Source organism: Pandoraea apista (assembly GCF_001465595.2).
Lineage (GTDB): Bacteria > Pseudomonadota > Gammaproteobacteria > Burkholderiales > Burkholderiaceae > Pandoraea > Pandoraea apista.
Genome location: NZ_CP013481.2, coordinates 5,267,459 through 5,292,845, shown reverse-complemented (window position 1 = coordinate 5,292,845; position 25,387 = coordinate 5,267,459). Strand labels below are relative to the sequence as shown.

The following is a 25,387-nucleotide window of genomic DNA, read 5'->3' as shown; positions in this document are numbered from 1 at the left end:
AACGGGGGTTTGCCGGGCAACGGGCGTCGCATGGGGAAACGGGGAAGAAGATGAGTGACGAGAACGCCCGCCGGCATACGCCGGGGGACGCTGCCGCCCGCGGGCATCAGACGGCCACCCAGAGTGGCGCAGACGGAACACCACGGGGTACGGCGCGCTCGCGCCGCTGGATCACCGCCGTGCTGGCAGTCGCGGTGGTTGCCGGGGCTGGCGTGTGGCTGCGCTCTCGCGGGGCAGAGAAGCCGGCGAAGGCGACGGTGGCTCCCTCGGTAACGGCCGCCACCGTCGAGGTGCGCGACGTGCCTGTGCGGCTCATCGCCAACGGCACGGTCACGGCGCGTCAGACCATCGAGGTGCGTCCGCAGATTTCCAGCACGATCCGACAGGTGCATATCAAGGAAGGCGATTTCGTCAAAGCCGGGCAGTTGCTGTTCTCGCTCGATGCGCGTATGGACGAAGCCAACCTCAAGAAGGTGCAGGCGCAACTGGCGAAGGACGAAGCCGATCTCGCCAACGCTCGTCGCACGCTCGCGCGCACCCGGCAGCTGATCGCCGAGCATTTCGTCTCGCAAAGTGCGCTCGATACCGCGCAAAGCAGCGTAGACAGTCTGAGCGCACAGGTCGCCGCGGACCGGGCCGCGATTTCGGCCAGTCAGGTCGCGGTCGACTACAACCAGATTCGGGCCGGCATCGACGGCCGTACCGGAGCGATCAACGTTCATCCCGGCAGTCTCGTCACGCCGGGCGGGGCGGCGCTCGTGAGCATTACCCAACTCGATCCGATCGATATCAGCTTCACGTTGCCGGAAGGTGCACTGGCCGAGTTGCAGGCTGCGCGCGCGGGCGGCCCGGTTGCCGTGACGGCCACGCTCGGCACAACCGGCATGACGGCCACGGGCCAACTCAGCTTCATCGATAACGCCGTGGACTCGCAAACGGGCACGATTCGCCTGAAAGCCGCTTACGACAACCGCGATGCGAAGCTGTGGCCCGGCATGTATCTGAACGTCGCGGTGATCGGCCGCGTACTCAAGCAGGCCAGCGTAGTGCCGCCGCAGGCGGTGCAGACCGGCCCCGACGGCAAGTTCGTCTATGTCATCGGTGCCGACGGCCGAGTGAGCGCGAAGCCCGTGAAGGTCGGCTATGTGGAAGCCAGGCTCGCGGTCGTCGAAGGCGTGCCCGCAGGCGCGCGCGTGGTGCAGGAAGGCGCGGAGAACCTGCGTCCGGGCAACGCGGTGACGGTCGTGGCGGCGCGCGACGGCGCCGCGGGGAAAGCGCCATGAACCTCTCAGAACTCTGTATCCGCCGGCCGGTCATGACGATCCTGCTGTGCGTGGCGGCAGTCGTTGCCGGCTTGATCGCCTACGGCCAGATTCCGATTTCCGCCCTGCCCAGCTACAACTCGCCGGTGATTCAGGTCACCGCCACCTTGCCGGGCGCGAGTCCGGAGACGATGGCGGCGTCGGTGGCCGCGCCGATGGAAAAGCAGTTCTCGACGATTGCCGGCGTGGCGGTCATCAGCTCGACCAATACGCAGGGCACCACGTCGATCATCATCGAATTCGACAGCGACCGGGATATCGATGCGGCCGCCGTCGACGTGCAGGCCGCGTTGTTCCGCGCACAGCGCAAGCTGCCAGTGGAGATGACCACGCCGCCGTCATACCGCAAGGTGAACCCGGCCGACGCGCCGATTCTGTTCCTCGCGATGAATTCGCCGTCGATGTCGCTGGCCGAACTCGACGACTACGCGGAAAACCTCGTGTCTCCCACGCTTTCCACGCTGCCCGGCGTGGCGCAGGTGCTGATCTTCGGGCAGAAGCGCTTTGCGGTGCGCGTGAAGGCGCGTCCCGACGCGCTGGCCGCCCGCAAGCTCACGCTCGACGACGTGGCGCGTGCACTGGCTTCGGCGAATGCCAACAGCCCGGTCGGCACACTCGACGGCAATCGTCAGACGCTGACCATCGAGGCCAATCGCCAGATGACGAAGGCCGAGCAGTTCGCGAATCTCATCATTGCGAGCGTGAACGGCAACCCGGTGTATCTGCGCGACGTGGCCGAGGTGCAAGACAGCGTGGAGTCGGTCAAGACCGGCAGTTGGGTCAACGGCGAGCGCTCGATCGTGCTCGCGGTGCTGCGTCAGCCCAACGCGAACACCGTGGCCACCGTGGATCAGGTCAAGGCGGCGCTGCCGCGTCTGGCGGAGCAGATGCCGCAGTCGATTCAGGTCAAGCTGCTTAACGACCGCTCGGTGTCGATTCGCGAATCGATCGACGACGTGCAATTCACGCTCGGTCTCACGGTGATTCTCGTCACGCTGGTGATCTTTCTGTTCCTGCGCCGTCTGGCGGCCACGCTGATTCCGGTGATGTCGCTGCCGGTGTCGCTGATCGGCACGGTCGCGCTCATGAAGGGCATGGGGTACTCCATCGACAATATCTCGCTGCTGGGCATTACGCTCGCGGTAGGGCTGGTCGTGGACGACGCCATCGTGATGCTCGAGAACATCGTGCGTCACATCGAGAACGGCGTGCCGCCTTTGCGCGCGGCGCTGGTCGGATCACGTGAAATGGGCTTCACCATTCTGTCGATCTCGATTTCGCTGGTGGCCGTGTTCATCCCGATCTTCTTCATGCCAGGGGTCATCGGGTTGATGTTCCACGAGTTCGCCGTGGTGGTGTCGCTGGCGATTCTGGTATCGGCGGCCGTCTCGCTCACGTTGATTCCCATGCTGTGCAGCCGCTATCTCCGGCACGAGCAGGACGAAGGACTGGGAATGCGCGCCACGCAGTGGTTCGAAGACGGTTTCGTGTGGGTGCAGAACGGCTACGTGCGCAGTGTCGATTGGTGCCTCGCGCATCGCCAATGGGTGATGGGCGCGGCGGCCGCCACGTTTGTCGCCACGGGCGTGCTGTTTGCCACGATTCCGAAGGGCTTCTTCCCGAGCGAAGACATCGGGCAGGTGCAGGTCACGGCCGAAGGCGCGCAGGATATTTCGTTCACGGCCATGTCTGCGCTGCTGCGTCAGGCGGGAGACATCATCCGCGCGAACCCGGCGGTGGAGACAGTGATCGTGTCGGCCAGCGACAGCAATCAGGGCCGCATGTTCATCAACCTGAAGCCACACGGCGAGCGCCCGCACATGAGCGAAGTGCTCGAAGTGCTGCGCCGCGACGTGAAGCAGGTGCCCGGGCTCAACGTCTACTTCAATCCGGTGCAGAACCTGCAACTGGGCGGCAAGCAGAGCAAGAGTCGTTATCAGTACGTGATGCAGAGCGTGAAGCCGGGTGAGATGCAGTTATGGTCCGACCGGCTGATGAACCTCATGCGCGCCGACCCGATTTTCCGCGACGTGACGACCGACGCGCAGATGAAAGGGCTGCAAGCGCAACTCACCATCGACCGCGACAAGGCGAATACGCTTGGCGTGGCCATTGGCGATATTCGCAGCGCGTTGTACAGCGCGTTCGGCGAGCGTCAGGTGTCGACGATCTACACGCCGAGCGACAGCTATCAGGTCATTTTGCAGGCCGACGACAACGACCGCCGCGACGAAGGCGCGTTCGACAAGATCTACGTTCGCGGCAAGGGCGGCGCACTGGTGCCGCTCTCGGCGGTGGCGACCGTCGAGCGCAAGATGGGGCCGGTGTCGGTGAACCATCAGGGCCAGTTGCAAGCGGTGACGCTGTCGTTCAACCTTGCGCCGGGCGCAGCACTGGGCGACGCGTCGCAAAAGATCGTGGGTTTCCAGCAGCAACTGGGTTTCCCGGCGAGCATTATCACGAGCTGGGGCGGTGATGCAGCCGCATTCCAGAAGTCGCAGTCGAGCCAGATCGTGCTGCTGGTCGGCGCGTTGCTCGTGATCTACGTGCTGCTTGGGGTGCTGTACGAGAGCTACATCCATCCGATCACGATTCTCGCGGGTTTGCCGTCGGCGGCGGTCGGGGCGCTGATTACGCTGCGTCTGTTCGGCATGGATCTGTCGCTGATTGCCGTGATCGGCGTGCTGATGCTTATCGGGATCGTGAAGAAGAACGCGATCATGATGATCGACTTCGCGCTCGACGCCCAGCGCAACGGCGGCATGACACCCACCGAGGCCATTCGTCAGGCATGCGCGTTGCGCTTCCGTCCGATCATGATGACGACGCTTGCGGCACTCATGGGTGCGTTGCCGATTGCGCTGGGTCTCGGCGCAGGCGCGGAGTTGCGTCAACCGCTCGGTCTGGCGGTGGTCGGCGGCTTGCTGTTCTCGCAGGTCATCACGCTCTACATCACGCCGGTGATCTATCTCTACCTTGACCGCTTCGCCGGCAAGGGACCGCTCGTGCTGCCCGGGGACAAGGCGGCGAACGACAGCCCCGAGACGGATCGCAGTGGCGCCGGCGGGCACGGCGCTGCACGTGTTGACGGCCCTCAAACGGGGACGGCGCACTGACGTTTTGATGGTCTGACACCGGAGGCAGGCGGGGCGATCGATTCGCGCCGCTCCTGCCTTCGGGGTTGCACGCGGCCATCCAATCCGCGTACGAAAGGCATGCAATGTGCCTTGTGAAATCGCTGAATAGAGGCGTCGGCCAACGACGTTGTGAATACCCTCGTTGCGGTTAGGCTGAGTCCTATGATCGCAACGATCCGCATGACGGCACCGATTCTCGGTGATCCGCATCCCCCCTTGTTCGGCAGGTCATTGCGCGCATCGAACCGCACTTTGGCAATACATAACCCTTTGTCGGAATTGGCGTGCCAATGGGTGGTTTCATGCCCCTCGCAATTGTCAATTTGCGAAAAGCACGGATAGCACTCGATACCGGGGTGCCGATTGTTCAGGCATAAATCGCCCCTGTCGCGGCTTTGGGGAGACTTCACTTCGCCGTGCGAACTTTTCAAACGAATTGCTCAGGATGAGGGATATGGATATGCAAGTCAGCGGGGGTGCACTCGTGCAGATGAAAAACGGAATGGTCAGTCGTTTGAACAAGCGCCGTCAGCGCGGCGTGACGCTGGTGGAACTGTCTGTGGCCGTTGCCGTGATGGGCCTGATCATGGCCGGTGCGATGGTCGGGGTGCCGCGACTAATGAACTCGGTGCGAGTGAATCAGGAAATCAAGGACTGGCAGATGGCGGTGGTTTCGGTGCAAAACGCGGTGATGTCGGGGCAGTTAAATTCCCAGACCCAGATAGCGAATATGCACGATCTTGGGATCTTCGGTTCGATGCAGAGAATCGGGGTCACTGACACCTATCTCAATCGATTCGGCGGAACGGTCACTCCAGAGGTGATTAAGAGCGGCGGGACAGACATGCCGACATTCGGGATCAGGGTCAAATCAACGGATTTGCCTAGCGAGCAATGTCAGAAGCTCCTTTCCTCGATGCATCCAAGCTTCGCCACGGTCAAGGTGAACAGCACCGAGTTGAAAACCATGAAAACGCCCTTTGACATGAACAATCTGGCAACCGCGTGCCGGTCGTCAGCAGCGGTCAGCGCGGCTGATGGTGCCCCCGGGCAGAACGACATGACCAAGGCGAATATCGAGTTCACCATCGGCGGCGCCTGATCCCGTGATCGAACCCCCATCCGGCAATTCGGCATTGAATTCGACGTGAGGAAAAGATGCGCATCAAAAGGATGCTAACGGCGGCCGTGGTGTCAACCGTTTGGTCGAGTCCGGCTTTCTCGCTGGAGAAGGCGCAGGCGCCAGACCGGTCGTCGGACATCGAGGTCGCCTTCGTCAGGCATAAGCCGTTGATGTCCGGCGGTGCCGTGGCTGCCGCGGCCGCAACGCCACAGCCACAGGATCCTGCGAGTGCGCTGGAACCGCTAACGCCGGTCGACGTGACGACGCCGGAGGCGCTGTCGCAAGCGGCACTGCCAGCGGAAGCGCCTGCGCAGGAAGCGGTTCGAGACCTTCTCGAGTTGTTCGTGTCGCCTGGCGATGGCCGCGTTTCCGTGGCGCTTCAGCGCTATCTGGAAGGGCACGGCTGGCAACTCGCGTGGGAAATCGAACGTGACTTTCCTATCGAGTATCCGGCCACCTTCAGGGGCGACTTTCTCGGTATCGTCGAGCAGATCGTCGTCTCGCTGCAGAACACCGATGCGCCCATTCGCGTGAAAGTCTACGAGGCCAATCGCGTGTTGCGCGTCGTTCACGCAACACAATAACGAGCGCTGCGCATCCCCCCGGGCGCGGCCACCATGACGGAAGCGGTAATCCATGAGAAAGCGACTTGGCGTGTTGTGCGCCACAACGTTTCTGACGGCGTGCGGCACGCCAGGCATGCTGAGCCAGACCGATGCCAACGTATCGAATGCGCAGACGGAAGGCCAGTCGGCGTTCGACACCTATTCGGCAGCACCGATTCGCGCCATCGAGCATGTGGATGGCGCGTGGCTCGCGAAGCGCTCCGTACCCATCAACGCGTCGATAGCGTTGCCCGAATTTTTCAAGCGCAACGTGCGATTCGCCACCGGCGCGCCGTTGCCGATGTCCATCGTGCTCGCTCAAGTGGCACGCGCCAATGGCCTGACGGTGCGCATGGCGTCGGACGTGTCGTGCGTGGCCGGCGCAGGCGGGAGTGGCGGCAGCCCCGGCCCCGGTCGCAGCCGCGGTCCCGCCAACCTCTTCCAGTTGAACTGTTCCGACACGGGCGAGCCGACCGTGCCGCTGCAATACTCGGGCACGCTCTCCGGGCTGCTCGACACCATTGCTCACCGCTCCGGCACGCACTGGAGCTATCGCGACGGTGTGGTGCATTTCGCGCGCTACGTCACACGCACGTTCCAGATCAAGATGATGCCGGGCAGTTCGTCGTATTCGGCGTCGGTGGGCAAGGCCTCGCAGATGAAGGCCAACCGAGGTGCGGCAGGCGGCGGCGGGGCAGGCAGTTCGGCGGGGGGTGTCGACCTGAGCTTTAATGCCGACGCCAACGTGAGTGTGGAGTCCGAACTCGACTACTGGTCGGACCTCGTTCTCACGGTGAAAGACATGCTCTCCGAAGGGGGGCGCGTGACGCCGTCCGTGGTGACGAGTTCGCTGGTCGTCAGCGATACGGCCGATGTCATCGAGCGCGTGGCGAGCTACATCGACGCGGAAAACGCTGTACTCGGCCGCCAGGTCAAGTTGCGGGTGCAGGTGTACTCCGTGGCGCTGGAAGAGAATTCTGCCGCGGGTGTCGACTGGGATCTGGTGTATCAGGCGGCGAGCGGTATCACGTTGGGCATGGCCGGTCCTGCGGCGGGTGGTGCGCTCATGACCCGTAAAGGCGGCTTGCAACTCAGCAAGATCGAAAGCGGCAGATTCCGGGGGTCCGCTGCATTCATCCGCGCACTCAGTCAGCAAGGCCGTGTAAGCACGGTGATCGACACTACGGTGGTCACGCTGAACAATCAACCGGCGCCGGTCGCCGTCACCCAGAATCAGGGCTTTGTCGCGCAAACGAAGATGACGCCCGGCAACTACGGCGGGCAAGCGCTCGTGACTGCCGAGCAATCGGTGCTGACCACGGGTTTCGTGATGAACCTGCTGCCCACGCTGATGGACAATCGGAGCGTGATGTTGCAGGTACAGATCGATATGTCCGACCTGAAGAAGCTCGACAAGATCAATCTGCGCACCGGCAAGGAAGCGCCGAGCGGCACTAACGGGGAAGGAAGCGGCGGTGGCCCGGATGTAAAGGCGGAACTCGGCGCCGATGGCGTGAAGGTCGGCGTGGGCAAAAAGGACGAACGATCGGGTTCCGATGACGGGCTCGGCGTCGGCACGTTCATGCAGTTGCCGATCACGGCGTCGATACAGACCATGCAGCGGGCGTCGCTCAAGTCGGGCGATACGCTGGTGCTGAGCGGCTTCCGCCGGCGCGACAATTCGACCGATCGCGATGGCCTCTTCAATTACCAGGGCGGTACCAAGGAGGCGCGCCAGCAGGTTAAGGAAGTCGTCATCCTGATTTCGCCGGAACTGACCGAGGGCGTGTGATATGACACGCATATTGTCCAACCGGCTTGTCGTCGGCGCGCAGTGGGAGACATTGATCGGCTTGCAGAAGGAACCCACGGAGATTCGCGGGCTCGCCCGGAGCCGCGACGCCTCGTACTACGCTGTGGCCGACGATGCTGCCGGCACACGCACCGTGGGGTTGTTCTCGCTGGCCCCCTCGATCAACGGGCAGAGCGCCCCCGAGTTATATGCGCTGGGCGCGCTGCTCGGGGAGATGATCGACGCGCCGAACGTGGCTTTCGTGCATCCCGATCCCGATGACTCGACCGCCATGGTCTTCGTCACGTTGCGCGATCGTCGACCAGAACTGGATCTGATCGTACCCACGGTGGAGTTGGGGGTCAGACTGGAGCAATGGGCTGCGGAGATCGAGGGCGGGATTCAGATCGCAGGCGTGGCGCCACTGAATGGCAGCGGCGCCGATGTGACGCTTACGCTCAACGATATCGCGGCGCACGCTCATAAGGAGTCGCCGAGCGACGCGCGTTTGCAAGTCGTACGCAAGCCGTTACCGGCACGGAAACTGAAGATTGCCGCGATCGTGTTTGTCACGCTCTCGCTCATCTTCATGGCCGGTTGGTGGGGATGGGATTGGTATGAGGAGCGGCAGCAAGCCAAGCTCGCGGCGGCCAACCAGGTCGACCCGGTGGAGGCTTACCGGCTTGCACTCGCCCGCGCTATTGCTGCCGAGCCTTTCTCGACGGGGGCGTCGTACGCCCGGCGTGTGCAACACGCGGTGCAGTCGCTGCCCGCGAGCGCGGGTGGATGGCGTCCGGTGTCCATCGAGTGCAGAGACAATCGTTGCGAAATCCAGTGGCGTCGTCTGGAGGGCGGTACGTTCGATTTGCTGCTCTCGCAACGGCCGAACGCCCAGATCGTCGATCTCGATCATGCACGCGAAGACATGACACCCGCCGACACCGTTCCGCCGGAACCGGCACCGGCGGAAGCGATGCTCGTTGCGGCGAACACAGGCGGACTCGCCGACAACGAAGACGAGACCGATGACGGCGACGCTCGCGTGACACCTGTGCCGCGCACACAGTTCCTTCGCACGGCGGGGGCGCGGCTGCAATCGCTTGGCGACTATGGCATGGACATTTCGTTGTCGATGCCCAAGCCGCTGGTTCAGGCACCGCAGGCGGTGACTGCGCGCAGCGACGTGCCGCCGCCGATTGCGAAAGGGGAATGGAAGATTGCCGGTCATCTGGCGTTCGTCGATTCGGTGGCCGGTCTGATGATGCGCGCAGGCAACATGTCGTTGCACGAGTTGACAGTCGTGATCGACGACACCAAACCCGTCTTCTCCGCTCAAGGAACCTACTATGTCCATTAAGCTCCGCCGGACGGCATGGATTGCGACGGCCGTGGTGGCGTCGTCATCAATGTTGGTCACGCCCGGGCATGCCGCAGAAACGATCGACGCGTTTGCCCGTGCGCATCTCAAGTCGTCGCAGGCGGCGATTGCCTCCGACACCCCGGCGTCGGCTGCCACGATCAGCGCCGCGCCCGACGTGTTACCGGAATTGATGTTCATCCACGGCGTTGAGAACACCACCGTGGCCTATCTGCGTGTCGATGGCCGCTTTGGCTACAGCGTGAGCGACGGCGACCAGTTCGGCGATTGGCGGGTGGTGAAGATCGGCAGCGATTTTGTGGACGTGTCGCGAAGCGGCAAATCGCAGCGCCTGCTGTTGCCCAACGCGATGGGTGCGTCGACGTCGGGTGGCGCGCAGGCGGGCCGCCCGAGACCCGGTTCACCGGGGTGATGCAATGGCGAAGATCTCTGACCATTTCCAGGCGGCGCTCTCGCGGGTCAATTCTCGCAGCGGGACGGTGGCGCGGCCTATCTCGGACCTTCGCGTCGACGATATTCAGATGCAGGGATGGCGTCAGGATCTCGGCATCACGCTGGCTGGCGCGGAAAACGGTTCGCTCGTACTCGTTGCTCCGAAACCGCGGCTCTTTCTGGTCTTGCTCGAACACACGACATTCGTGCGCATGCAGGGCTCCGATCTTCTGGTGCGGTTCGAGCAGGCGGTGCGCGCGACGCATCGGCTGGATCTTGAAGGAATTTACGTCGGCACGACGGAAGAGATTCTGCTCATGCAGTCGCGCTTGCAACAGCAGACCGGCACCGGCACCCGGACCGACGAGCAACGTACCGGGGCATATCGGAACTTCGATCTGATCATCGAGCGCGCGATCGATGCGAAGGCTTCCGACGTTCACTTCGAATTTCGTGAGGGGCAGCATGTGCATGTGCGCATGCGTATTCACGGCAAGTTGCGCGCAACCGGCGAGAGCGATCGTCTTTCGCGCGACTATCACGCGATGCTCGATGCCGTTTCTGCGGCGTACAACTCACGTGCCGACCCCAGCAGCCGAAGTCACAACCACTTCGACGAAGATCAGCATCAGAGTTGCTCGATTCCGTTGAACCTGCGCAATCGCAAGTACCAGCTTCGGTTGCAGAGCATTCGCGAGAATCGCGGCGTCGACGTCGTGGTGCGACTGCTCGTGAACGAGGCCATGGACGACGACGTGCTGTCGCTCTCCGAACTCGGCTACTCCGACGATCAGATCGAAGTACTCGAGAACGCGGTCCATCGCAGTCCGGGGTTGACGATCATCGCGGGGGAGACCGGCTCGGGAAAGTCGACCACCCTGCGCACAATGATGCGATACGAGCGCAACTCCGGTAAGAAGTTCTTTTCGATCGAAGATCCGGTCGAATACATCCAGCCGCATGTGACGCAGATTCCGATTCAACGGCGCGCCGAAGACGGCCACGGCGAATCGGCGTTCGGGGCGGCCGCCAAGGTGCTGCTGCGCGGCGATCCGGACAAGCTCATGCCCGGCGAAATTCGTGACACCGAGACCGGCTCGTTCGCCAAGTCGATGACGGAGACGGGCCACCAGGTGTTGTCCACGGTTCATGCGTCGAGTGCATTCGGCATTATTCCGCGATTGATCAGCGAGGAGATCGGTATGCCGGTATCTGCCGTCACGTCCCCCAATTTTCTGACCGCGATGGTCTATCAGAAGCTCATTCCGGTGCTGTGCGATCACTGCAAACTGCCGGCCGTAGGGCATCTCGACGAGGCGATGTTGTGTGTCATTGCCGGCCTTGGCATCGACACGTCGCGTGTGCGTGTAGCGGGCCCGGGCTGCGATCACTGCAAAGGCCGGGGCACGGCAGGGCAGACGGTCGTGGCGGAAGTCTGCGAACTATGCGACGAGTTGCTCGACTTGCTGCGTCAGTCGAAATTCTGGGAGGCGCAACGTTATTGGCGCGCCCATCACGACGGCGATCTCACGAGTCCGGTCATGTACGGCAAGTCGGCCATGGAGCACGCGATCTACAAGATGGCGCAGGGTCTCATCGATCCGGGCGACATCGAGGCCGCGTTCCACAAGCTCAGGAAATTCCAGATGTGGAAGGGCGGGTCTACGTCGCCTCAACCTCCTCGTCGCCTGGCGAGCGTGTAAGTCGCCGCCTCGCCATTCGTCTCGCCCTTGATTTCGCCACTCATCTGAAACGCAGCGCCACTGCCTATGCTCGAAGCCGTCAATCGTCTGCTCGCCAAGCTGTCTCCCGCGCGGGCCCCGTATCCGGGACTCAGCCGGGCGAAGCGTCACTTTCGCAAGACGCGCGCGAAGTTCTATAGCGATTTCGCCGATGCGATTGAAGACGGTGCCAATCCGTTCGAGCTCTTCTCGCGTCGGTATGCCCGCGCGAAAGAGCGGCGCAATCCGATGGCGCCGCTCTATGCCATATGGCGTGATCGCACCAGCTCGAAGAACCTGCGAAAGTCGTGGGAAGGCACCATTCCCGACGAAGATCTGATCGTGATTGGGGCCGGAGAGAAGGGCGATCTGCCCGGCTCGCTGCGATTCCTCGCGCGCGTGGTGACGCTGCAACAGCAGACACGCGCAGCGATTGCGGGGGCCGTAGTGCTGCCGATTTTCATGTCGGTGCTGCTCGCTGCGATTCAGCTCGGCGTGGCCTACGGCATGATGCCGATCATGACCGAAATCATGCCGCCGGAGCAGTTTCCGCTGGTGGGCGCGGGGTTGTATGTGGTGTCGGGTTTCGTCGCGAACTGGTGGCCGCTTCTCTATGGCGTGCCGCTCGTGAGCGTGGTGGCGGTGTCGTTCTCGCTCAGCCGGTGGACGGGGCCGCTGAGGCGGCGGGTCGACAACTTCGGTCCGTACGCGGTGTATCGCGATGTGCGCGCCGGTGAGTTTCTCGTCGCGCTTGCCGCATTGACCGGTGCGAAGACATCGGTGTTCGATTCCATTTCGCTTTTGCTTGCCGGGGCGTCGCCCTGGATGCGCTCCCATCTGTTGCGCATGCGCGCGTCGCTCAAGAGCGAACGGAGCATGGTCAAGGCGATGGATACCGGCATCTTCAACGAGGAAGTATTCGACCGGCTGGTCGAATATTCGGGCCGTACCAACTTTGACGCCGGTATTCGCAAGATCGGCCTGATGACCATTGAGGAGGTCGCCGAGCGCATCAAGATGCGTTCGGCAGCGCTTCGCTCCGTGCTGATGGCGTTGGTCGGTCTGACAATCATCTTCACCGTCGCCGGCATGCTGCAAATCGGGCACGCAGCGGGTGAGTACGCGGAGTCGATGTTCTGACGATGACGTCGATCACTGATCTTGTGTGGCACGAATTCCGGGCCCTCCCGCGCGAAGCGATGACTGCTGCGATGGCGATGTTGGGGCTGTTCGTCGGGAGCTTTATGAACGTGGTCGCGTACCGTCTGCCGCGCATGCTTGAGGCCCAGTGGGCACAGGAGAGTGCGGCGTGGGCCGGACAGGTGCCGGCGGTGACGCCGACGTTCAACCTGGCGTGGCCACCGTCGCGGTGTCCGCATTGCGAGACACGCATCTCGGCACGCCACAACGTCCCCGTGCTCGGCTTCCTTTTGCTGCGCGGCCGTTGCGCGCATTGCCGTGCGGGGATTTCGCCGCGCTATCCGCTCGTCGAACTGAGCACCGGGATTCTGTTCGCGTGCGTTGCGTGGCATTTCGCGCCGTCGATGCTATACGCCGCGATGCTGGCATGGTGTGGCTTCGGTGCCGTGCTGATCACGCTCACGCTGATCGACAGCGACACGCGGCTGCTGCCCGACGCACTGACATTGCCGCTGCTGTGGGGAGGCTTGCTTTGCAGCGTGGCGGGACTGACGATCTCCGTCGATGACGCGGTGCTCGGCGCGGCATTGGGTTATGGCGTCATGGGCATGATCGCTGGCGCCTATCGAATGCTGACGGGCACGGACGGACTCGGTGGCGGCGATGCCAAGCTCGTGGCGGCGTGCGGTGCATGGCTTGGCTGGATCGGTGTGCCGCTGATGCTGTCGTTCGGTGCGATGGCGGCGACCCTCGCCTTCGCCGTGCTGGGACTGTGGCGCGGCCGCGCGTTGCGCGAGCCGCTGCCGTTTGGTCCATGGCTGATTCTGGGGGCACTGGCGAGCCTGTTGTGGGGCGAGGCGTTCCTAAACCTGTGGCTGCGCGCGGACGGCTAATACGGTCGCTTCCGTCATTTCAGTCATTTCAGTCATTTCCGTCGTTGCGGTGCCGGAGGCGCTCGTGAGTGCATCAACGTTCTGCGCCCTCACCGAGGTACGCGCCAGCATCAGATCCGCTGCCTTTTCTCCGATCATCATCGACGGCGCGTTGGTGTTGCCACCGATGAGCGTCGGCATGATCGACGCATCGACCACACGTAGTCCCTCCACGCCCCGCACCTTCAATTCCGGATCGACGACCGAGGCGGCATCGCTGCCCATGCGGCAGGTGCCGACCGGGTGATAGATGGTGTCTGCGCGCGAACGAATCAGCGCGGTGAGGGCCTCGTCCGACTCGATACCCCGGCTATGCAGTTCCTTCCCGCCGAACTGTGCGAGCGATGGCGCCGCGAGAATTCGCCGGATCACGCGGGCGCCGCGCAGCAAAGTGTCGACATCCTCTTGTGCTTGCAGGAATGCCGGGTCGATGAGCGGTGCGTCGCGCATGTCGGCGGAGGCGAGCCTCACACGTCCACGGCTCTTCGGACGCAACACGCATGCGTGCAGCGACAGACCGCGCCGCCAATGCAACCGGCGATTGTGGTTGTCGCAGATACCTACAAGAAAATGCATCTGCAAATCGGGGCGCGCCAGCGCGGGGTCGCTTTTGAGGAAGCCGCCCGCTTCGGCGATGTTGCTGGCGAACAGGCCGCGCTTGTCGCGCAGATAGTCCAGCCCTTGTCTCAGCAGGTGCCATAAGCCCGCCGGCGTATAGCCCACGAGGTCGGGGTGCGCGACGTACTTGTTGATGATGAAGTCGATGTGGTCCTGCAGGTTTTCGCCGACGCCCGGCGCATCGACGCGCACTTCCACCCCATGCGAGCGCAGATGCCCGGCAGGGCCGATCCCCGAGCACATCAGCAACTGCGGAGAGTTGAAGGCGCCCGCACTCAACACCACCTCGGCCCGCGCGCGGATCGTCTCCAACGCGCCGCGCCGTTGCAATTTGACGCCCGTAGCCCGCCTGCCGTCGAACACGACACGCTGCACGACGGCGTCGGTGACGACATGCAGATTGGCCCGTGATTTCCCGTGCAGATAGGCGCGAGCGGCATTCCACCGTTCGCCGTCTTTTTGCGTCACCTGATAAATGCCCGCGCCTTCGTACTGCGCCCCGTTGAAATCCTCGCTGACCGGGAATCCGGCTTCGCGCGCCGCTTCCACGTAGTGCCGCGAGAATGGATTGACCGTGCGCAGATCCGAGACGTTGAGCGGGCCGCCGGCGCCGTGCCAGACGCTGGCGCCGCGCTCGTTGTTTTCGTTGCGACGGAAGTACGGCAGAACGTCGTTCCATCCCCAGCCGGTACAGCCGGCCTGCGCCCAGTCGTTGTAATCGTCCGGATGACCGCGCGTGTAGATCATTGCGTTGATCGAACTCGAGCCGCCGAGGCCGCGTCCGCGCGGCTGATAGCCCTGGCGTCCTGCGAGTCCCGCCTGCGGCGTCGTGCGATAACCGTAGTTGCGGCGCGAGCGAAACGGCACGAGTGCCGCAAGGCCGAGCGGTAGTCTTACGAGAAAGCTGTCGTCGGGCGGACCGGCCTCAATGAGCGCGATGGTGCGATCCGGTGCACCGTCGGCCAATCGCGCGGCCAGCGCACAACCGGCAGAGCCTCCGCCGACAATGACGTAGTCATAGTCCATGCTGTCATCCTCCCTTGGATGGGCACTTCGTCAACTGCGTTGCCTTGTTTTCTTGTTCGCTGCTTTGGAATTATGGTTCTGCGATTTTTCAGGTGCCGCACTGCGTGGCGTTCACTCGTGGTTGACGTCTCACAGCGGCACTCATTGTAGACAGACAACCCGTATGCTCGGGGGGGAAGTGAAGCATTCCTCTAATTTGTGCGAACGCGTGGACCTAGCCGCTATGATGAAAGGATGCACTTGAGGTGACCGTCCTATATTCGGCAGACGGGCCGACGGAGACACGGATGACTGAAGCCTGGCAGACCCACGACGTCACCAATCAGGTGCCGCCGCTCATGGATTACAACCTTTACGCCACGGATAACGCGCTGCAAGCCGCCGTTGTGGCGTTTAACGCCGACTGGCACGCGAAGGCGCTGCATCGTCAGGGCGCGCGTCTCGGGGAAGCGGAAGTCCAGCAGTGGGCGGACACGGCCAATCGGCACACACCGGAACTGCAATCCTTCGATTCGCAAGGGAATCGCATCGATCACGTTGAGTTTCATCCGGCGTGGCACGCGCTCATGGGCTTGTTACGCGGTGCACAGCTTCAGTCGCTGCCGTGGGCGCATCCGCGCGCCGGGGCGATGGCGGCACGCACGGCGTCGTACTTTTTGCACGCCCAGAACGAGGCAGGCGCGTTGTGTCCCACGACCATGACGTTTGCGAGCATTCCCGTGCTTGCGAAGGAGTCCGCGCTCTTCGCCTCGATCAAGGACAAATTGCTCGCGCCGCAACACGATCCGCGCGATGTGCCGCTCGCACAGAAGCATGCCATTCTCATTGGCATGGGGATGACCGAGAAGCAGGGCGGCTCCGACGTGCGCACCAATACCACCACGGCAACCGATCGGGGCGACGGCACATTTTCGCTCGTCGGGCACAAGTGGTTCTTCTCGGCGCCGCAGTGCGACGCGCATCTGGTCCTTGCGCGAGACAGCGACAGCGACGCGCTCTCCTGTTTCTTCGTGCCGCGCTATGCCCCCGACGGCCGCAAGAACGCCGTACAGATTCAACGTCTCAAGGACAAGCTCGGCAATCGTTCCAACGCGAGCAGCGAAGTCGAATTTCAGGGCGCGTATGGCGTGCGTGTCGGAGCGCCGGGACGCGGTGTTCCCACCATCATCGAGATGGCGACGTACACGCGGCTCGACTGCGTGATCGGCAGCGCGGCGATGATGCGCACGGGTGTCGTGCAGGCGATTCATCATGCGCGGCATCGCACGGCATTCGGGGCGAAGCTCGTCGATCAGGATCTGATGACGGCGGTGCTCGCGGATCTGGCGCTGGAGTCCGAGGCGGCGACCTGGCTGGCGATGCGTCTCGCACAGGCGTTCGACGCAAGTCTGGCCGACGACGATTCGCCGGTCGAGCGTGCATGGCGTCGCATTGTGCTGCCAGCCGCGAAGTTCTGGGTGTGCAAGCGCGCCCTCGAACTTGCGGGCGAGTGCATGGAAGTGTGGGGCGGCAATGGCTATGTCGAGACGGGGCCGCTCGCACGTCTGTACCGTGAGGCGCCCGTCAATTCGATCTGGGAAGGATCGGGTAATGTCATGTGTCTCGACGTGCTGCGCGCCGTGAGCCGCGAGCCCGACGTGGCACAGCACTGGTTCCGGTGGCTCGAAACGCGCGTCGGATCGCACGCGGCCTTGCGTGCCGCGTTGGCGCAACTGCATGGCTGGCTGGCCGCCGACCCCGCAACGCACGCAGTGCGCGCGCGCGCCATCGCGCAACAGGTCGTACTGCTCTCTCAGGCGGCATTGCTGCTCGAGCACGCGCCGTCCGAACTGGCGCACGGTTTCATCGAGAGCCGCTTCTCGAACGCCGGAGGGCGAGTCTATGGCGTGATGCCGGACACGCTCGCGGCAGGCGTTCAACGCGCCTGGCTCGACCGGGCATTTCTCGCATAACGCACAACAATATATCGATGGCGCCGGGCGACGCGCTTGCGCGTGCTCGCTCGCCGATCACAGGGAGGAGACGGCGTGGGACACAACCATGAACTGAACGGCTTGCACGACGCGGTGCCGCCGGCGTTGCGGGAGATTTCGGCTGAGGACGACATCGCGCGCGCATTGCTGACACCTCGTTTCGACGCGATGCGTCACGCACACGACGCCGCACCGCAAGTCGACTGGCCGACGCGCCAACGTCACCTGAAGGCGCTCCAGGCGATGATGCACAAGTATCGCGAGCCGTTCGCCCGCGCGATCGACGAGGATTTTGGCGGTCGCTCGGCGCAGGAAACGGACATGCTCGAGCTGTTCCCTTTGAACGGCAATCTGAAGCACGCCCTCTCACACACACGTCGGTGGATGCGGGGCTCGCAGGGCTGGGCCAATCTTTGGCTGCTGCCTGCGCGCCGGGCGATCGTGCCGCAACCGTTGGGTGTCGTCGGCGTGATCGTGCCCTGGAACTACCCGCTGCTCCTCTCCATCGGCCCGCTGACCGATGCATTGGCCGCCGGCAACCGTGTGATGCTCAAAATGTCGGAGGTCACGCCACGTCTCTCGGAAGTTTTCGCGGCGGCGGTGGCCGAGACATTTGCGCCGGAATGGGTGACGGTCGTGACCGGCGATGCCCAGGTCGCGCGCGCGTTTTCGACGTTGCCGTTCGACCATCTGCTGTTCACCGGGGCAACGTCCATCGGTCATCATGTGATGCGGGCCGCGAGCGCAAATCTTACGCCGGTCACGCTCGAACTGGGGGGCAAGTCGCCCGTCATCATCGGGCCGGGCGCCCGTTGGGAGCATGCGGTGGCGCGCATCATGTTCGGCAAGCTGGTCAACGCCGGACAGACCTGCGTGGCGCCCGACTATGTTCTGGTGCCACGCGAGAAGCTCGATGCCTTCGTGGCGGCCGCCAGGCAAGCCGCCGCGCGCCTCTATCCGGACGCCGTGAACAATCCGCAGTACACGAGCATTGTGTCGGCGCGGCACTTCGAGCGGTTGTCCGGGTTGGCGAGTGAAGCGGCGGCGCAGGGCGCCACGTTGCACGAACTGTTCGATACCCCGGCGCAGGCTTCGCGCAGGCGCTTGCCGCCTGTGGTCATCACCGGCGTGCACGACGGCATGCGCGTGATGCGCGAAGAGATTTTCGGGCCGCTCCTGCCCGTAGTGCCCTATGACGACCTCGACGCCGCTATCGCCTATGTGAACGAGCGCCCGCGTCCGTTGGCGCTGTATGTGTTCGATACCGACAATGCACGTATCGATCAGGTCGTCGGCGGCACGATTTCCGGCGGCGTGACGATCAACGACACGCTGCTGCATGCGGCGGAACACTCGCTCCCGTTCGGCGGTGTGGGTGCGTCGGGCATGGGCGGGTATCACGGCGAGGCGGGCTTTCGCACGTTCTCCAAGGAGAAGCCGATTGTCCGGCAAGCGCGCTGGAATGGCGCCGGCCTGCTCAATCCACCCTATGGCAAGGTGTTTGCCGCGCTGATCCGGCAGTTGCTTCGCTGACCTCCGCCGAACCGGCCTTCGTCGCTGTCGTGCGACCTCGGGCACCGAAGTAAGGCGAAGCAAAGCACAAAACAAAACCCCCGCCGGTTTGACCCGGGCGGGGGTTTTGTCTGGCGCTCACCGATCAGGACCGGTGGGCGCCGGGGGCATGCTCGATCAGGCGACGGCGCGCAGGCCGGCGTCGGCCAGCAGAGCGTCGGCGCGATCGGTCGCTTCCCACGAGAATTCCGGCTCTTCACGGCCGAAGTGACCGTAGGCCGCCGTCTTCTCATAGATCGGACGCAGCAGGTCGAGCATCTGGATGATGCCCTTCGGGCGCAGATCGAAGTGCTTCTCGACCAGCTCGGCAATGCGCTGATCGCTGATCTTGCCGGTGCCGAACGTGTTGACCATGACCGACGTCGGACGGGCCACACCGATGGCGTACGAGACCTGAATCACGCACTTTGACGCCAGGCCGGCGGCCACGATGTTCTTCGCGACGTAACGGCCGGCGTAGGCTGCCGAGCGGTCGACCTTCGAGGGGTCCTTGCCCGAGAACGCGCCGCCACCGTGCGGTGCGGCACCGCCGTACGTGTCGACGATGATCTTGCGGCCCGTGAGGCCGGCGTCGCCTTGCGGGCCACCGATCACGAAACGGCCGGTCGGGTTCACCAGGAACTTGATGTCGCCCTTGATCAGGTCGGCCGGCAGCACCGGCTTGATGACTTCTTCGATCACAGCTTCGCGCAGGGCTTCCAGCGCGATGTCCGGATGGTGCTGCGTCGAGAGCACCACGGTGTCGATGCTGTGCGGACGGCCGTTTTCGTACTTGATGGTGACTTGCGACTTGGCGTCCGGGCGCAGCCAGGGCAGACGGCCGTCACGGCGCACTTGCGACTGGCGCTCGACCAGACGGTGCGACAGGTAGATCGGCAGGGGCATGAGTTCCGGCGTTTCGTCGCAGGCGTAGCCGAACATCAGGCCCTGGTCGCCGGCGCCCTGATCGAGGTTGTCGTCATGTGCACGGTCCACGCCCTGAGCGATATCCGGCGACTGGCGGTCGTAGGCGACCAGCACCGCGCAACCCTTGTAGTCGATACCGTAGTCGGTGTTGTCGTAACCGATGCGGCGGATCGTCTCGCGCGCCACTTGCTGGTAGTCCACCGTGGCGGTCGTGGTGATTTCGCCGGCCAGCACGACAAGACCCGTGTTGCAAAGCGTTTCGGCAGCAACGCGGGCGTATTTGTCTTGCGTCAGGATGGCATCGAGAACGGCGTCAGAAATCTGGTCGGCAACCTTGTCCGGGTGACCTTCAGAAACCGATTCGGAGGTAAAGAGATAATCGTTCGCCACTTCTGGCTCCTCAAAACGAATTTGGCGACTCACGTAGCCGTCATCGGAGGGGAAGCGGCGACGCTTTAGCGGAAAGTTGGTCGAATGCGCTGCCAATAAGGTGGCTCATTCGAATCGCCCCGCAAGTTGTCAGTTAACTCGGCGATGTCGATTATTATACGCCCCTGAAGAAATTTTGCTGGCGACATGGCAACTACTCCCAAGAAGTCCATCGGCTACTACCTTAGCGTTGGCCTGCTGCGCGGGCTGAACCTGCTGCCTTATAGCTGGGTCGCGCGTTTCGGCGCCGGCCTGGGGCGGGTGCTTTACGCGCTTCCCAGCTCGCGCAAACGTGTGGTGCATACCAACTTGCGCCTGTGTTTCCCGCATTGGGACGACGCGACGCGAGAACGCGTTGCCAAGGCGTCGTTCGTGCACGCCATTCGCAGCTATGCAGAGCGCAGCGTGCAATGGTTCGCCGACGGCAAGAAGCTGGAACGGCTCATTGAACTCGATTCGGCCGTCGATCTGCGCGATCCGAACATGCCGCCGACGATTCTGCTCGGCTTCCACTTCGTGGGCATCGAGGCCGGTTCGGTCTTTATTAATTACTCGCTGCACCGGCCTTGTGCCTCGCTCTATACGCCGATGTCGAACCCGGCGTTCGATGCCATGGCGCGCGAGCAACGCGGCCGTTTCGATGCGGAAATGATTCCGCGCGGCGACAGTGCCCGCGATGTGCTGCGCATGTTCCGAAAGGGCAAGCCGGTCATGCTGGCGGCCGACATGGACTACGGCGCGCGAAATTCCACGTTCGTGCCGTTCTTCGGGGTCGAAGCCTGCACGCTGACGTCTGTTTCGCGTCTCGCCGAGGTCGGCCGGGCGCAGATCCTGCCGTTCATCGGCGAGGTGCTGCCGAATTACAAGGGCTACCGCCTCAAGGTGTTCCCGGTATGGGAGAACTACCCGAGCGGCGACCCCGATGCCGACGCGCGCCGCATGAACGCCTTCCTCGAAGAGCAGATTCTCAAGATGCCCGAGCAGTACTACTGGGTGCACAAGCGCTTCAAGACGCGTCCGCCCGGCGAGCCGGGGGTGTATTGACCGGCACCGGATGCGCGTCGACCTTCTCCACTACAATAGCGGCATGAAGCTCAAATTCACCAAGATGCAAGGCGCCGGTAACGACTTCGTCGTGATCGACGGCATCTCGCAGACCATCGATTTCAGGCCCGAGCAGTGGCGTGCGCTCGCCGACCGCCATTTCGGCGTCGGCGCGGATCAGCTTTTGCTCGTCGAACGCCCGACGCTGCCGGACGTGGATTTCCGCTACCGTATCTTCAACGCCGACGGCGGCGAGGTGGAGCATTGCGGCAATGGCGCACGCTGCTTCGTGAAGTTCGTGCGCGACACGGGGCTGACCGACAAGCGCTCGGTGCGTGTCCAAGTCCAGCAGGGCGTGATTACGCTCACGATGCGCGACGACGGCCAGGTCAGCGTGGATATGGGCGCACCGGTCCTCACCCCGTCCGACGTGCCGTTCGACGCCAGCGGTCTGGAAGGCCGCCGCGATGGGGACGACACGCTCTGGCCGCTCGACGTGGCCGGCAAGACCACCTGGATTTCCGTCGTCTCGATGGGCAATCCGCATGCCGTGCAGGTGGTCGATAACGTCGATACGGCGCCGGTGGAGACGGACGGCCCGCTGATCGAGCGCCACGCCCGCTTTCCGCGCCGCGTGAACGCCGGATTCCTGCAAGTGGTGGACAAGCATCGGGCGCGTTTGCGGGTGTACGAGCGCGGTGCCGGCGAAACGCTCGCTTGCGGCACCGGCGCGTGCGCGGCTGCCGTGGCGGGAATTCGCCGCGGGCTATTGAGCGCGCCCGTGGCCATCGAAACGCATGGCGGCACGCTGACCATCGACTGGGACGGCGCGAGCGGTCCGGTCATCATGACGGGGCCGGCCACCACGGTCTTCGAAGGCACGATCGAGGTCTGACGCAAAACGTCGGTCCCGGTACGGCGCGCCGGCAGCAGCACAGTAATATTGGTTTCTCACGAATTCTGATTTAGCGACCCAGGCGGCCGCGGGCCACCCTTGTGCTCGAGGGCGGCTGGCGGCAGTTGACGAACAGCAGACGGACACTCATGAACGACCGAGATATAGCGGAATACCTGATCGCGCATCCCGACTTCTTCGAGCGCCATGCCGAATTGCTGGCCGGTGTGCGGCTTACCAGCCCGCATGGCCAGCGGGCGGTGTCGTTGCAGGAGCGCCAGATCGAGATGCAGCGCGAGAAGACCAAGCAGATCGAGCGACGCCTCGCCGAACTGATGCGCTACGGTCATGAGAATGACGACATCTCGGCCAAATTGCATCGCTGGACCCTCGGGCTGCTCGGCGAGCGCGATCCGCATGCTTTGCCCGAAGCCATCGCCCGGGGGCTGCGCGACGTATTCAACGTGCCCTTCGCGGCAGTGCGCCTGTGGAACGTGGCCGCGCCGTATCAGCCGGCCGAATTCGCTCGCAGCGTGAGCGAAGAGGTGAAAATCTTCGCGTCGAGTCTCGCTACGCCGTATTGCGGCGCCAATACCGGTTTCGAAGCGGTAACGTGGCTCGGCGCGCCAAGCGATCCGGCGTCTGTCGCGCTGCTGGCGCTTCGCGATCCGCAAATGCCGGAAGGTCCGATCTTCGGCCTGCTCGTGATGGGTTCGGAAGACGCTCGCCGTTTCCACGAAGGCATGGCGACCGACTTCCTGACGCAGATCGGCGAACTGGCCGGCGCAGCGCTCGGCAAATTGCGCGCCGACGACTGATGACCGCCGGGTCTGTGGCTCGCTGACGTTCTCCGTTCCGGTACCTCATGGCCACGTCGACCCGATCGCCCCGCCCCGCCAAGGGGGCCGCAACTGGCCGCCGGGTCGGCAGCACGCCGCCGGTTCGCGGGCGGAAGTCCACGGCAGCCAGCTTGCCGGGCGGAAGCGTGTCCGATTCGCCCGAGATGTCCGTAGCCGCTGAAGTGCCCGACATGCCGCTCGAACCGGGTATTCGCAGTTACCTCACCTCCCTTGCGAGCGAACGCAAGCTCGCCGGGCTGACCCTCGAGAACTACACACGCGATCTGCGCCAGTTGCAGCGGCTGGCGCACGGCCGTCCCCTCGACTCGCTTCAGCACGGCGACATTCGCCGCTTCGCGATGCAGTTGCACAGCGAGGGGCTCGTCGGCCGTTCGATTGCTCGCAAGCTCTCCGCCTGGCGAGGCTATTTTGCGTGGCTCGCGCAGCGAACCCCGCTCGCCGCCAATCCGGTGGAGGGGGTGCGCGCGCCGAAACAGCCCAAGCCGTTGCCCAAAGCGCTATCGCCCGATCAGGCATCGGCGCTCGTCGAATATGCCGCCGGTACGTCTGCCGAGACCGTTCGCAACCGGGCGATGTTCGAGCTCCTGTACTCGTCCGGTCTGCGGTTGTCGGAGCTGACGGGCCTCGACCATCGCTATGTGGACGCTGACGGCTATCGTTCCGCCAGTTGGCTGGATCTGCCCGAGCGAGAGGTGGTCGTGACCGGCAAGGGGAACAAGCGACGCCGTGTGCCGGTTGGCGAGAAGGCGGCGCAGGCACTCGCTCTCTGGCTCGATAGGCGTACCGCATTGGCAACGGCGGAGCCGCACGCGCTCTTCCTGTCGGCGCGCGGCAAACGCATCGGCCCGCGAGCGGTGCAGCAGGGGCTGGCCCGTCACGCGCTGGCGGCCGGGCTGCCGACGCACGTTCATCCGCACATGCTGCGTCACTCGTTTGCAACGCACGTCCTGCAATCGTCCGGCGATCTGCGCGCTGTGCAGGAGATGCTGGGGCACAGCAATATCTCGACGACGCAAATCTACACGAAGCTCGACTTCCAGCATCTCGCGAAGGTCTACGATCAGGCGCATCCGCGCGCGCGCAAGAAGACCTGAGCTTTCCGGCAGGCAGTGCGACTCGGTGTAGAATCGCGTCCTTCCCTAGCAAGTCCCGCATGTTGTCCGTTCGCCGGACGTCGCCCTCGTAAGGCGATGCCGCCGCGTGCGTCGCGCGACTTGCCGCCATTCCGTACGCAACCGTTGGCCCGTCCCGCATGAATACCTTGACCCTCAAGCCCGGCAAAGAAAAGTCCTTGCTGCGCCGTCACCCCTGGATTTACGCCACTGCCGTGGCACGCGTGGACGGCAAGCCGGCTTCCGGCGCAACGGTCGTGGTGCGTGCCGCCGACGGGCGCTTTCTCGCGCGGGCCGCGTTCAGCCCGGTTTCGGCGATCCGTGCCCGTGTGTGGACGTTCGACGAAAACGAGCCGGTCGATCACGCGTTCTTCAAGCGTCGCGTGTCGGCGGCGCTCGCCTATCGCGAGCAGATGGTGCACGACACCGGCGCGACACGCCTGATCTTCGGCGAGGCCGACGGCCTGCCGGGCCTGATCGTCGACCGCTATCAGTCTGCTCCCGGTGCGCCGGTGACGGACCAGCTCGTGTGCCAGTTCATGGCGGCGGGGGTGGAAGCCTGGAAAGACGCGATCGTCAAGGCGCTTACCGGCGTGACCGGGTGTCCGAACGTCTACGAGCGCTCCGACGCCGCCGTGCGCGAGCGCGAAGGCCTGCCGAGCCTCACGGGGGTGCTGGCCGGTGCCGAGCCGCCCGAAGCGCCGGAACTGCTGACGACGTACGAATGCGGCGTGAAGTATTACGTCGACGTGCGTAACGGGCACAAGACCGGCTTCTACGTCGATCAACGCGATAACCGTCTGCTGGTGCAGCAGCAAGCCAAGGGCAGCGACGTGCTCAACTGCTTCTGCTACACCGGCGGTTTCTCGCTGGCGGCGCTGGCCGGCGGCGCGCAAAGCGTGCTGTCCATCGACTCGTCTGGCGAGGCGCTGGCGATCGGGGCGCGCAATGTCGAACTCAACGGTTTCGATGCCAGCCGTGCCGAGTGGCGCGATGCGGATGTCTTCAAGACCCTGCGCGCCTTGCGCGAAGAGGGGCGCACGTTCGACATGATCGTGCTCGATCCGCCCAAGTTCGCACCGTCGGCCCATCACGTGGATCGTGCCGCCCGAGCGTACAAGGACATCAATATGGCGGGTTTTAAGCTACTGCGCCCGGGCGGCCAGTTGCTGACCTACTCGTGCTCGGGGGCTATCGACGCGGCGCTGTTCCAGAAGATCGTGGCGGGCGCGGCGGTCGACGCCGGTGTCGATGCGCGCATTCTGCGCCGTCTGTCGGCGGGCATGGATCACCCGATGCTCACGCAGTTCCCCGAAGGGGAATACCTCAAGGGACTTTGGTTGCAGCGTATGTAAGTGTTCGCTTTTGCT

19 protein-coding genes are annotated in these 25,387 nt (G+C 63.8%); 17 read left to right on the top strand and 2 right to left on the bottom strand.

The window, feature by feature from the left end:
• The first annotated feature begins 50 nt into the window (after window positions 1–50).
• The 10 genes from AT395_RS23965 to AT395_RS23920 all read left to right on the top strand — a co-directional run bounded on the left by AT395_RS23965 (window position 51) and on the right by AT395_RS23920 (window position 13,543).
• Complete coding sequence (locus tag AT395_RS23965) at window positions 51–1,283, top strand: efflux RND transporter periplasmic adaptor subunit (RefSeq protein ID WP_072632907.1); 1,233 nt, start codon at window positions 51–53, stop codon at window positions 1,281–1,283.
• The gene (locus AT395_RS23960) at window positions 1,280–4,438 is read left to right on the top strand and encodes an efflux RND transporter permease subunit (protein WP_082117736.1); all 3,159 of its coding nucleotides are present in this window, start codon (window positions 1,280–1,282) and stop codon (window positions 4,436–4,438) included. The genes AT395_RS23965 and AT395_RS23960 overlap by 4 nt, the downstream gene beginning before the upstream one ends.
• 475 nt (window positions 4,439–4,913) lie before the next feature.
• Window positions 4,914–5,561 (top strand): type 4 pilus major pilin, encoded by a 648-nt coding sequence (locus tag AT395_RS23955; RefSeq protein ID WP_162597708.1) that lies wholly within the window; start codon window positions 4,914–4,916, stop codon window positions 5,559–5,561.
• A gap of 86 nt (window positions 5,562–5,647) precedes the next feature.
• Window positions 5,648–6,166, top strand: a complete 519-nt coding sequence (locus AT395_RS23950; protein WP_167370752.1) for a toxin co-regulated pilus biosynthesis Q family protein — start codon at window positions 5,648–5,650, stop codon at window positions 6,164–6,166.
• A 52-nt stretch (window positions 6,167–6,218) separates the two neighbouring features.
• Complete coding sequence (locus AT395_RS23945) at window positions 6,219–7,979, top strand: secretin N-terminal domain-containing protein (RefSeq protein WP_048628496.1); 1,761 nt, start codon at window positions 6,219–6,221, stop codon at window positions 7,977–7,979.
• A 1-nt stretch (window position 7,980) separates the two neighbouring features.
• On the top strand, window positions 7,981–9,336 hold the full coding sequence (gene pilO2 / locus AT395_RS23940) for a type 4b pilus protein PilO2 (RefSeq protein ID WP_048628497.1): 1,356 nt from the start codon (window positions 7,981–7,983) through the stop codon (window positions 9,334–9,336).
• A complete protein-coding gene (locus tag AT395_RS23935; RefSeq protein WP_042113906.1) occupies window positions 9,326–9,769 on the top strand; it encodes a hypothetical protein in 444 nt (147 codons plus the stop codon). Before pilO2 ends, AT395_RS23935 begins: the two co-directional genes overlap by 11 nt.
• 4 nt (window positions 9,770–9,773) lie before the next feature.
• Window positions 9,774–11,492 (top strand): GspE/PulE family protein, encoded by a 1,719-nt coding sequence (locus AT395_RS23930; RefSeq protein ID WP_042113908.1) that lies wholly within the window; start codon window positions 9,774–9,776, stop codon window positions 11,490–11,492.
• Window positions 11,493–11,558: 66 nt separating this feature from the next.
• Window positions 11,559–12,650 carry a type II secretion system F family protein gene (locus AT395_RS23925; RefSeq protein WP_048628498.1) on the top strand — a complete coding sequence of 364 codons (1,092 nt, stop codon included), beginning with the start codon at window positions 11,559–11,561 and terminating at the stop codon, window positions 12,648–12,650.
• Window positions 12,651–12,652: 2 nt separating this feature from the next.
• A complete protein-coding gene (locus AT395_RS23920) occupies window positions 12,653–13,543 on the top strand; it encodes a prepilin peptidase (RefSeq protein ID WP_048628499.1) in 891 nt (296 codons plus the stop codon).
• On the opposite strand, the gene AT395_RS23915 is transcribed toward AT395_RS23920, so the two are convergent.
• Window positions 13,514–15,226, bottom strand: a complete 1,713-nt coding sequence (locus tag AT395_RS23915; protein ID WP_082164729.1) for a GMC family oxidoreductase — start codon at window positions 15,224–15,226, stop codon at window positions 13,514–13,516. The genes AT395_RS23920 and AT395_RS23915 overlap by 30 nt on opposite strands.
• A gap of 287 nt (window positions 15,227–15,513) precedes the next feature.
• Between AT395_RS23915 and AT395_RS23910 the strand changes: the two genes are divergently transcribed.
• Both AT395_RS23910 and AT395_RS23905 read left to right on the top strand, forming a co-directional pair.
• Window positions 15,514–17,178 carry an isovaleryl-CoA dehydrogenase gene (locus AT395_RS23910; protein ID WP_042113915.1) on the top strand — a complete coding sequence of 555 codons (1,665 nt, stop codon included), beginning with the start codon at window positions 15,514–15,516 and terminating at the stop codon, window positions 17,176–17,178.
• Window positions 17,179–17,367: 189 nt separating this feature from the next.
• Window positions 17,368–18,732 carry a coniferyl aldehyde dehydrogenase gene (locus tag AT395_RS23905; RefSeq protein WP_048628738.1) on the top strand — a complete coding sequence of 455 codons (1,365 nt, stop codon included), beginning with the start codon at window positions 17,368–17,370 and terminating at the stop codon, window positions 18,730–18,732.
• A 156-nt stretch (window positions 18,733–18,888) separates the two neighbouring features.
• Here AT395_RS23905 and metK read toward each other — a convergent pair whose 3' ends face one another.
• On the bottom strand, window positions 18,889–20,067 hold the full coding sequence (gene metK / locus AT395_RS23900; protein WP_042113918.1) for a methionine adenosyltransferase: 1,179 nt from the start codon (window positions 20,065–20,067) through the stop codon (window positions 18,889–18,891).
• A 186-nt stretch (window positions 20,068–20,253) separates the two neighbouring features.
• On the opposite strand from metK, the gene AT395_RS23895 reads away from it, so the two are divergent.
• From AT395_RS23895 to AT395_RS23875, 5 genes are all read left to right on the top strand, one after another.
• The gene (locus tag AT395_RS23895) at window positions 20,254–21,150 is read left to right on the top strand and encodes a lipid A biosynthesis lauroyl acyltransferase (RefSeq protein WP_042113920.1); all 897 of its coding nucleotides are present in this window, start codon (window positions 20,254–20,256) and stop codon (window positions 21,148–21,150) included.
• A 43-nt stretch (window positions 21,151–21,193) separates the two neighbouring features.
• Window positions 21,194–22,045 (top strand): diaminopimelate epimerase, encoded by an 852-nt coding sequence (gene dapF / locus AT395_RS23890; protein WP_042117677.1) that lies wholly within the window; start codon window positions 21,194–21,196, stop codon window positions 22,043–22,045.
• 149 nt (window positions 22,046–22,194) lie between these two features.
• Window positions 22,195–22,863 carry a DUF484 family protein gene (locus tag AT395_RS23885; protein WP_042113922.1) on the top strand — a complete coding sequence of 223 codons (669 nt, stop codon included), beginning with the start codon at window positions 22,195–22,197 and terminating at the stop codon, window positions 22,861–22,863.
• 185 nt (window positions 22,864–23,048) lie between these two features.
• A complete protein-coding gene (gene xerC, locus AT395_RS23880; protein ID WP_376738391.1) occupies window positions 23,049–23,999 on the top strand; it encodes a tyrosine recombinase XerC in 951 nt (316 codons plus the stop codon).
• 158 nt (window positions 24,000–24,157) lie between these two features.
• Window positions 24,158–25,372: a class I SAM-dependent rRNA methyltransferase gene (locus AT395_RS23875; RefSeq protein WP_058375260.1), complete on the top strand. Its 1,215-nt coding sequence runs from the start codon at window positions 24,158–24,160 to the stop codon at window positions 25,370–25,372.
• The last annotated feature ends 15 nt before the right edge of the window (window positions 25,373–25,387 follow it).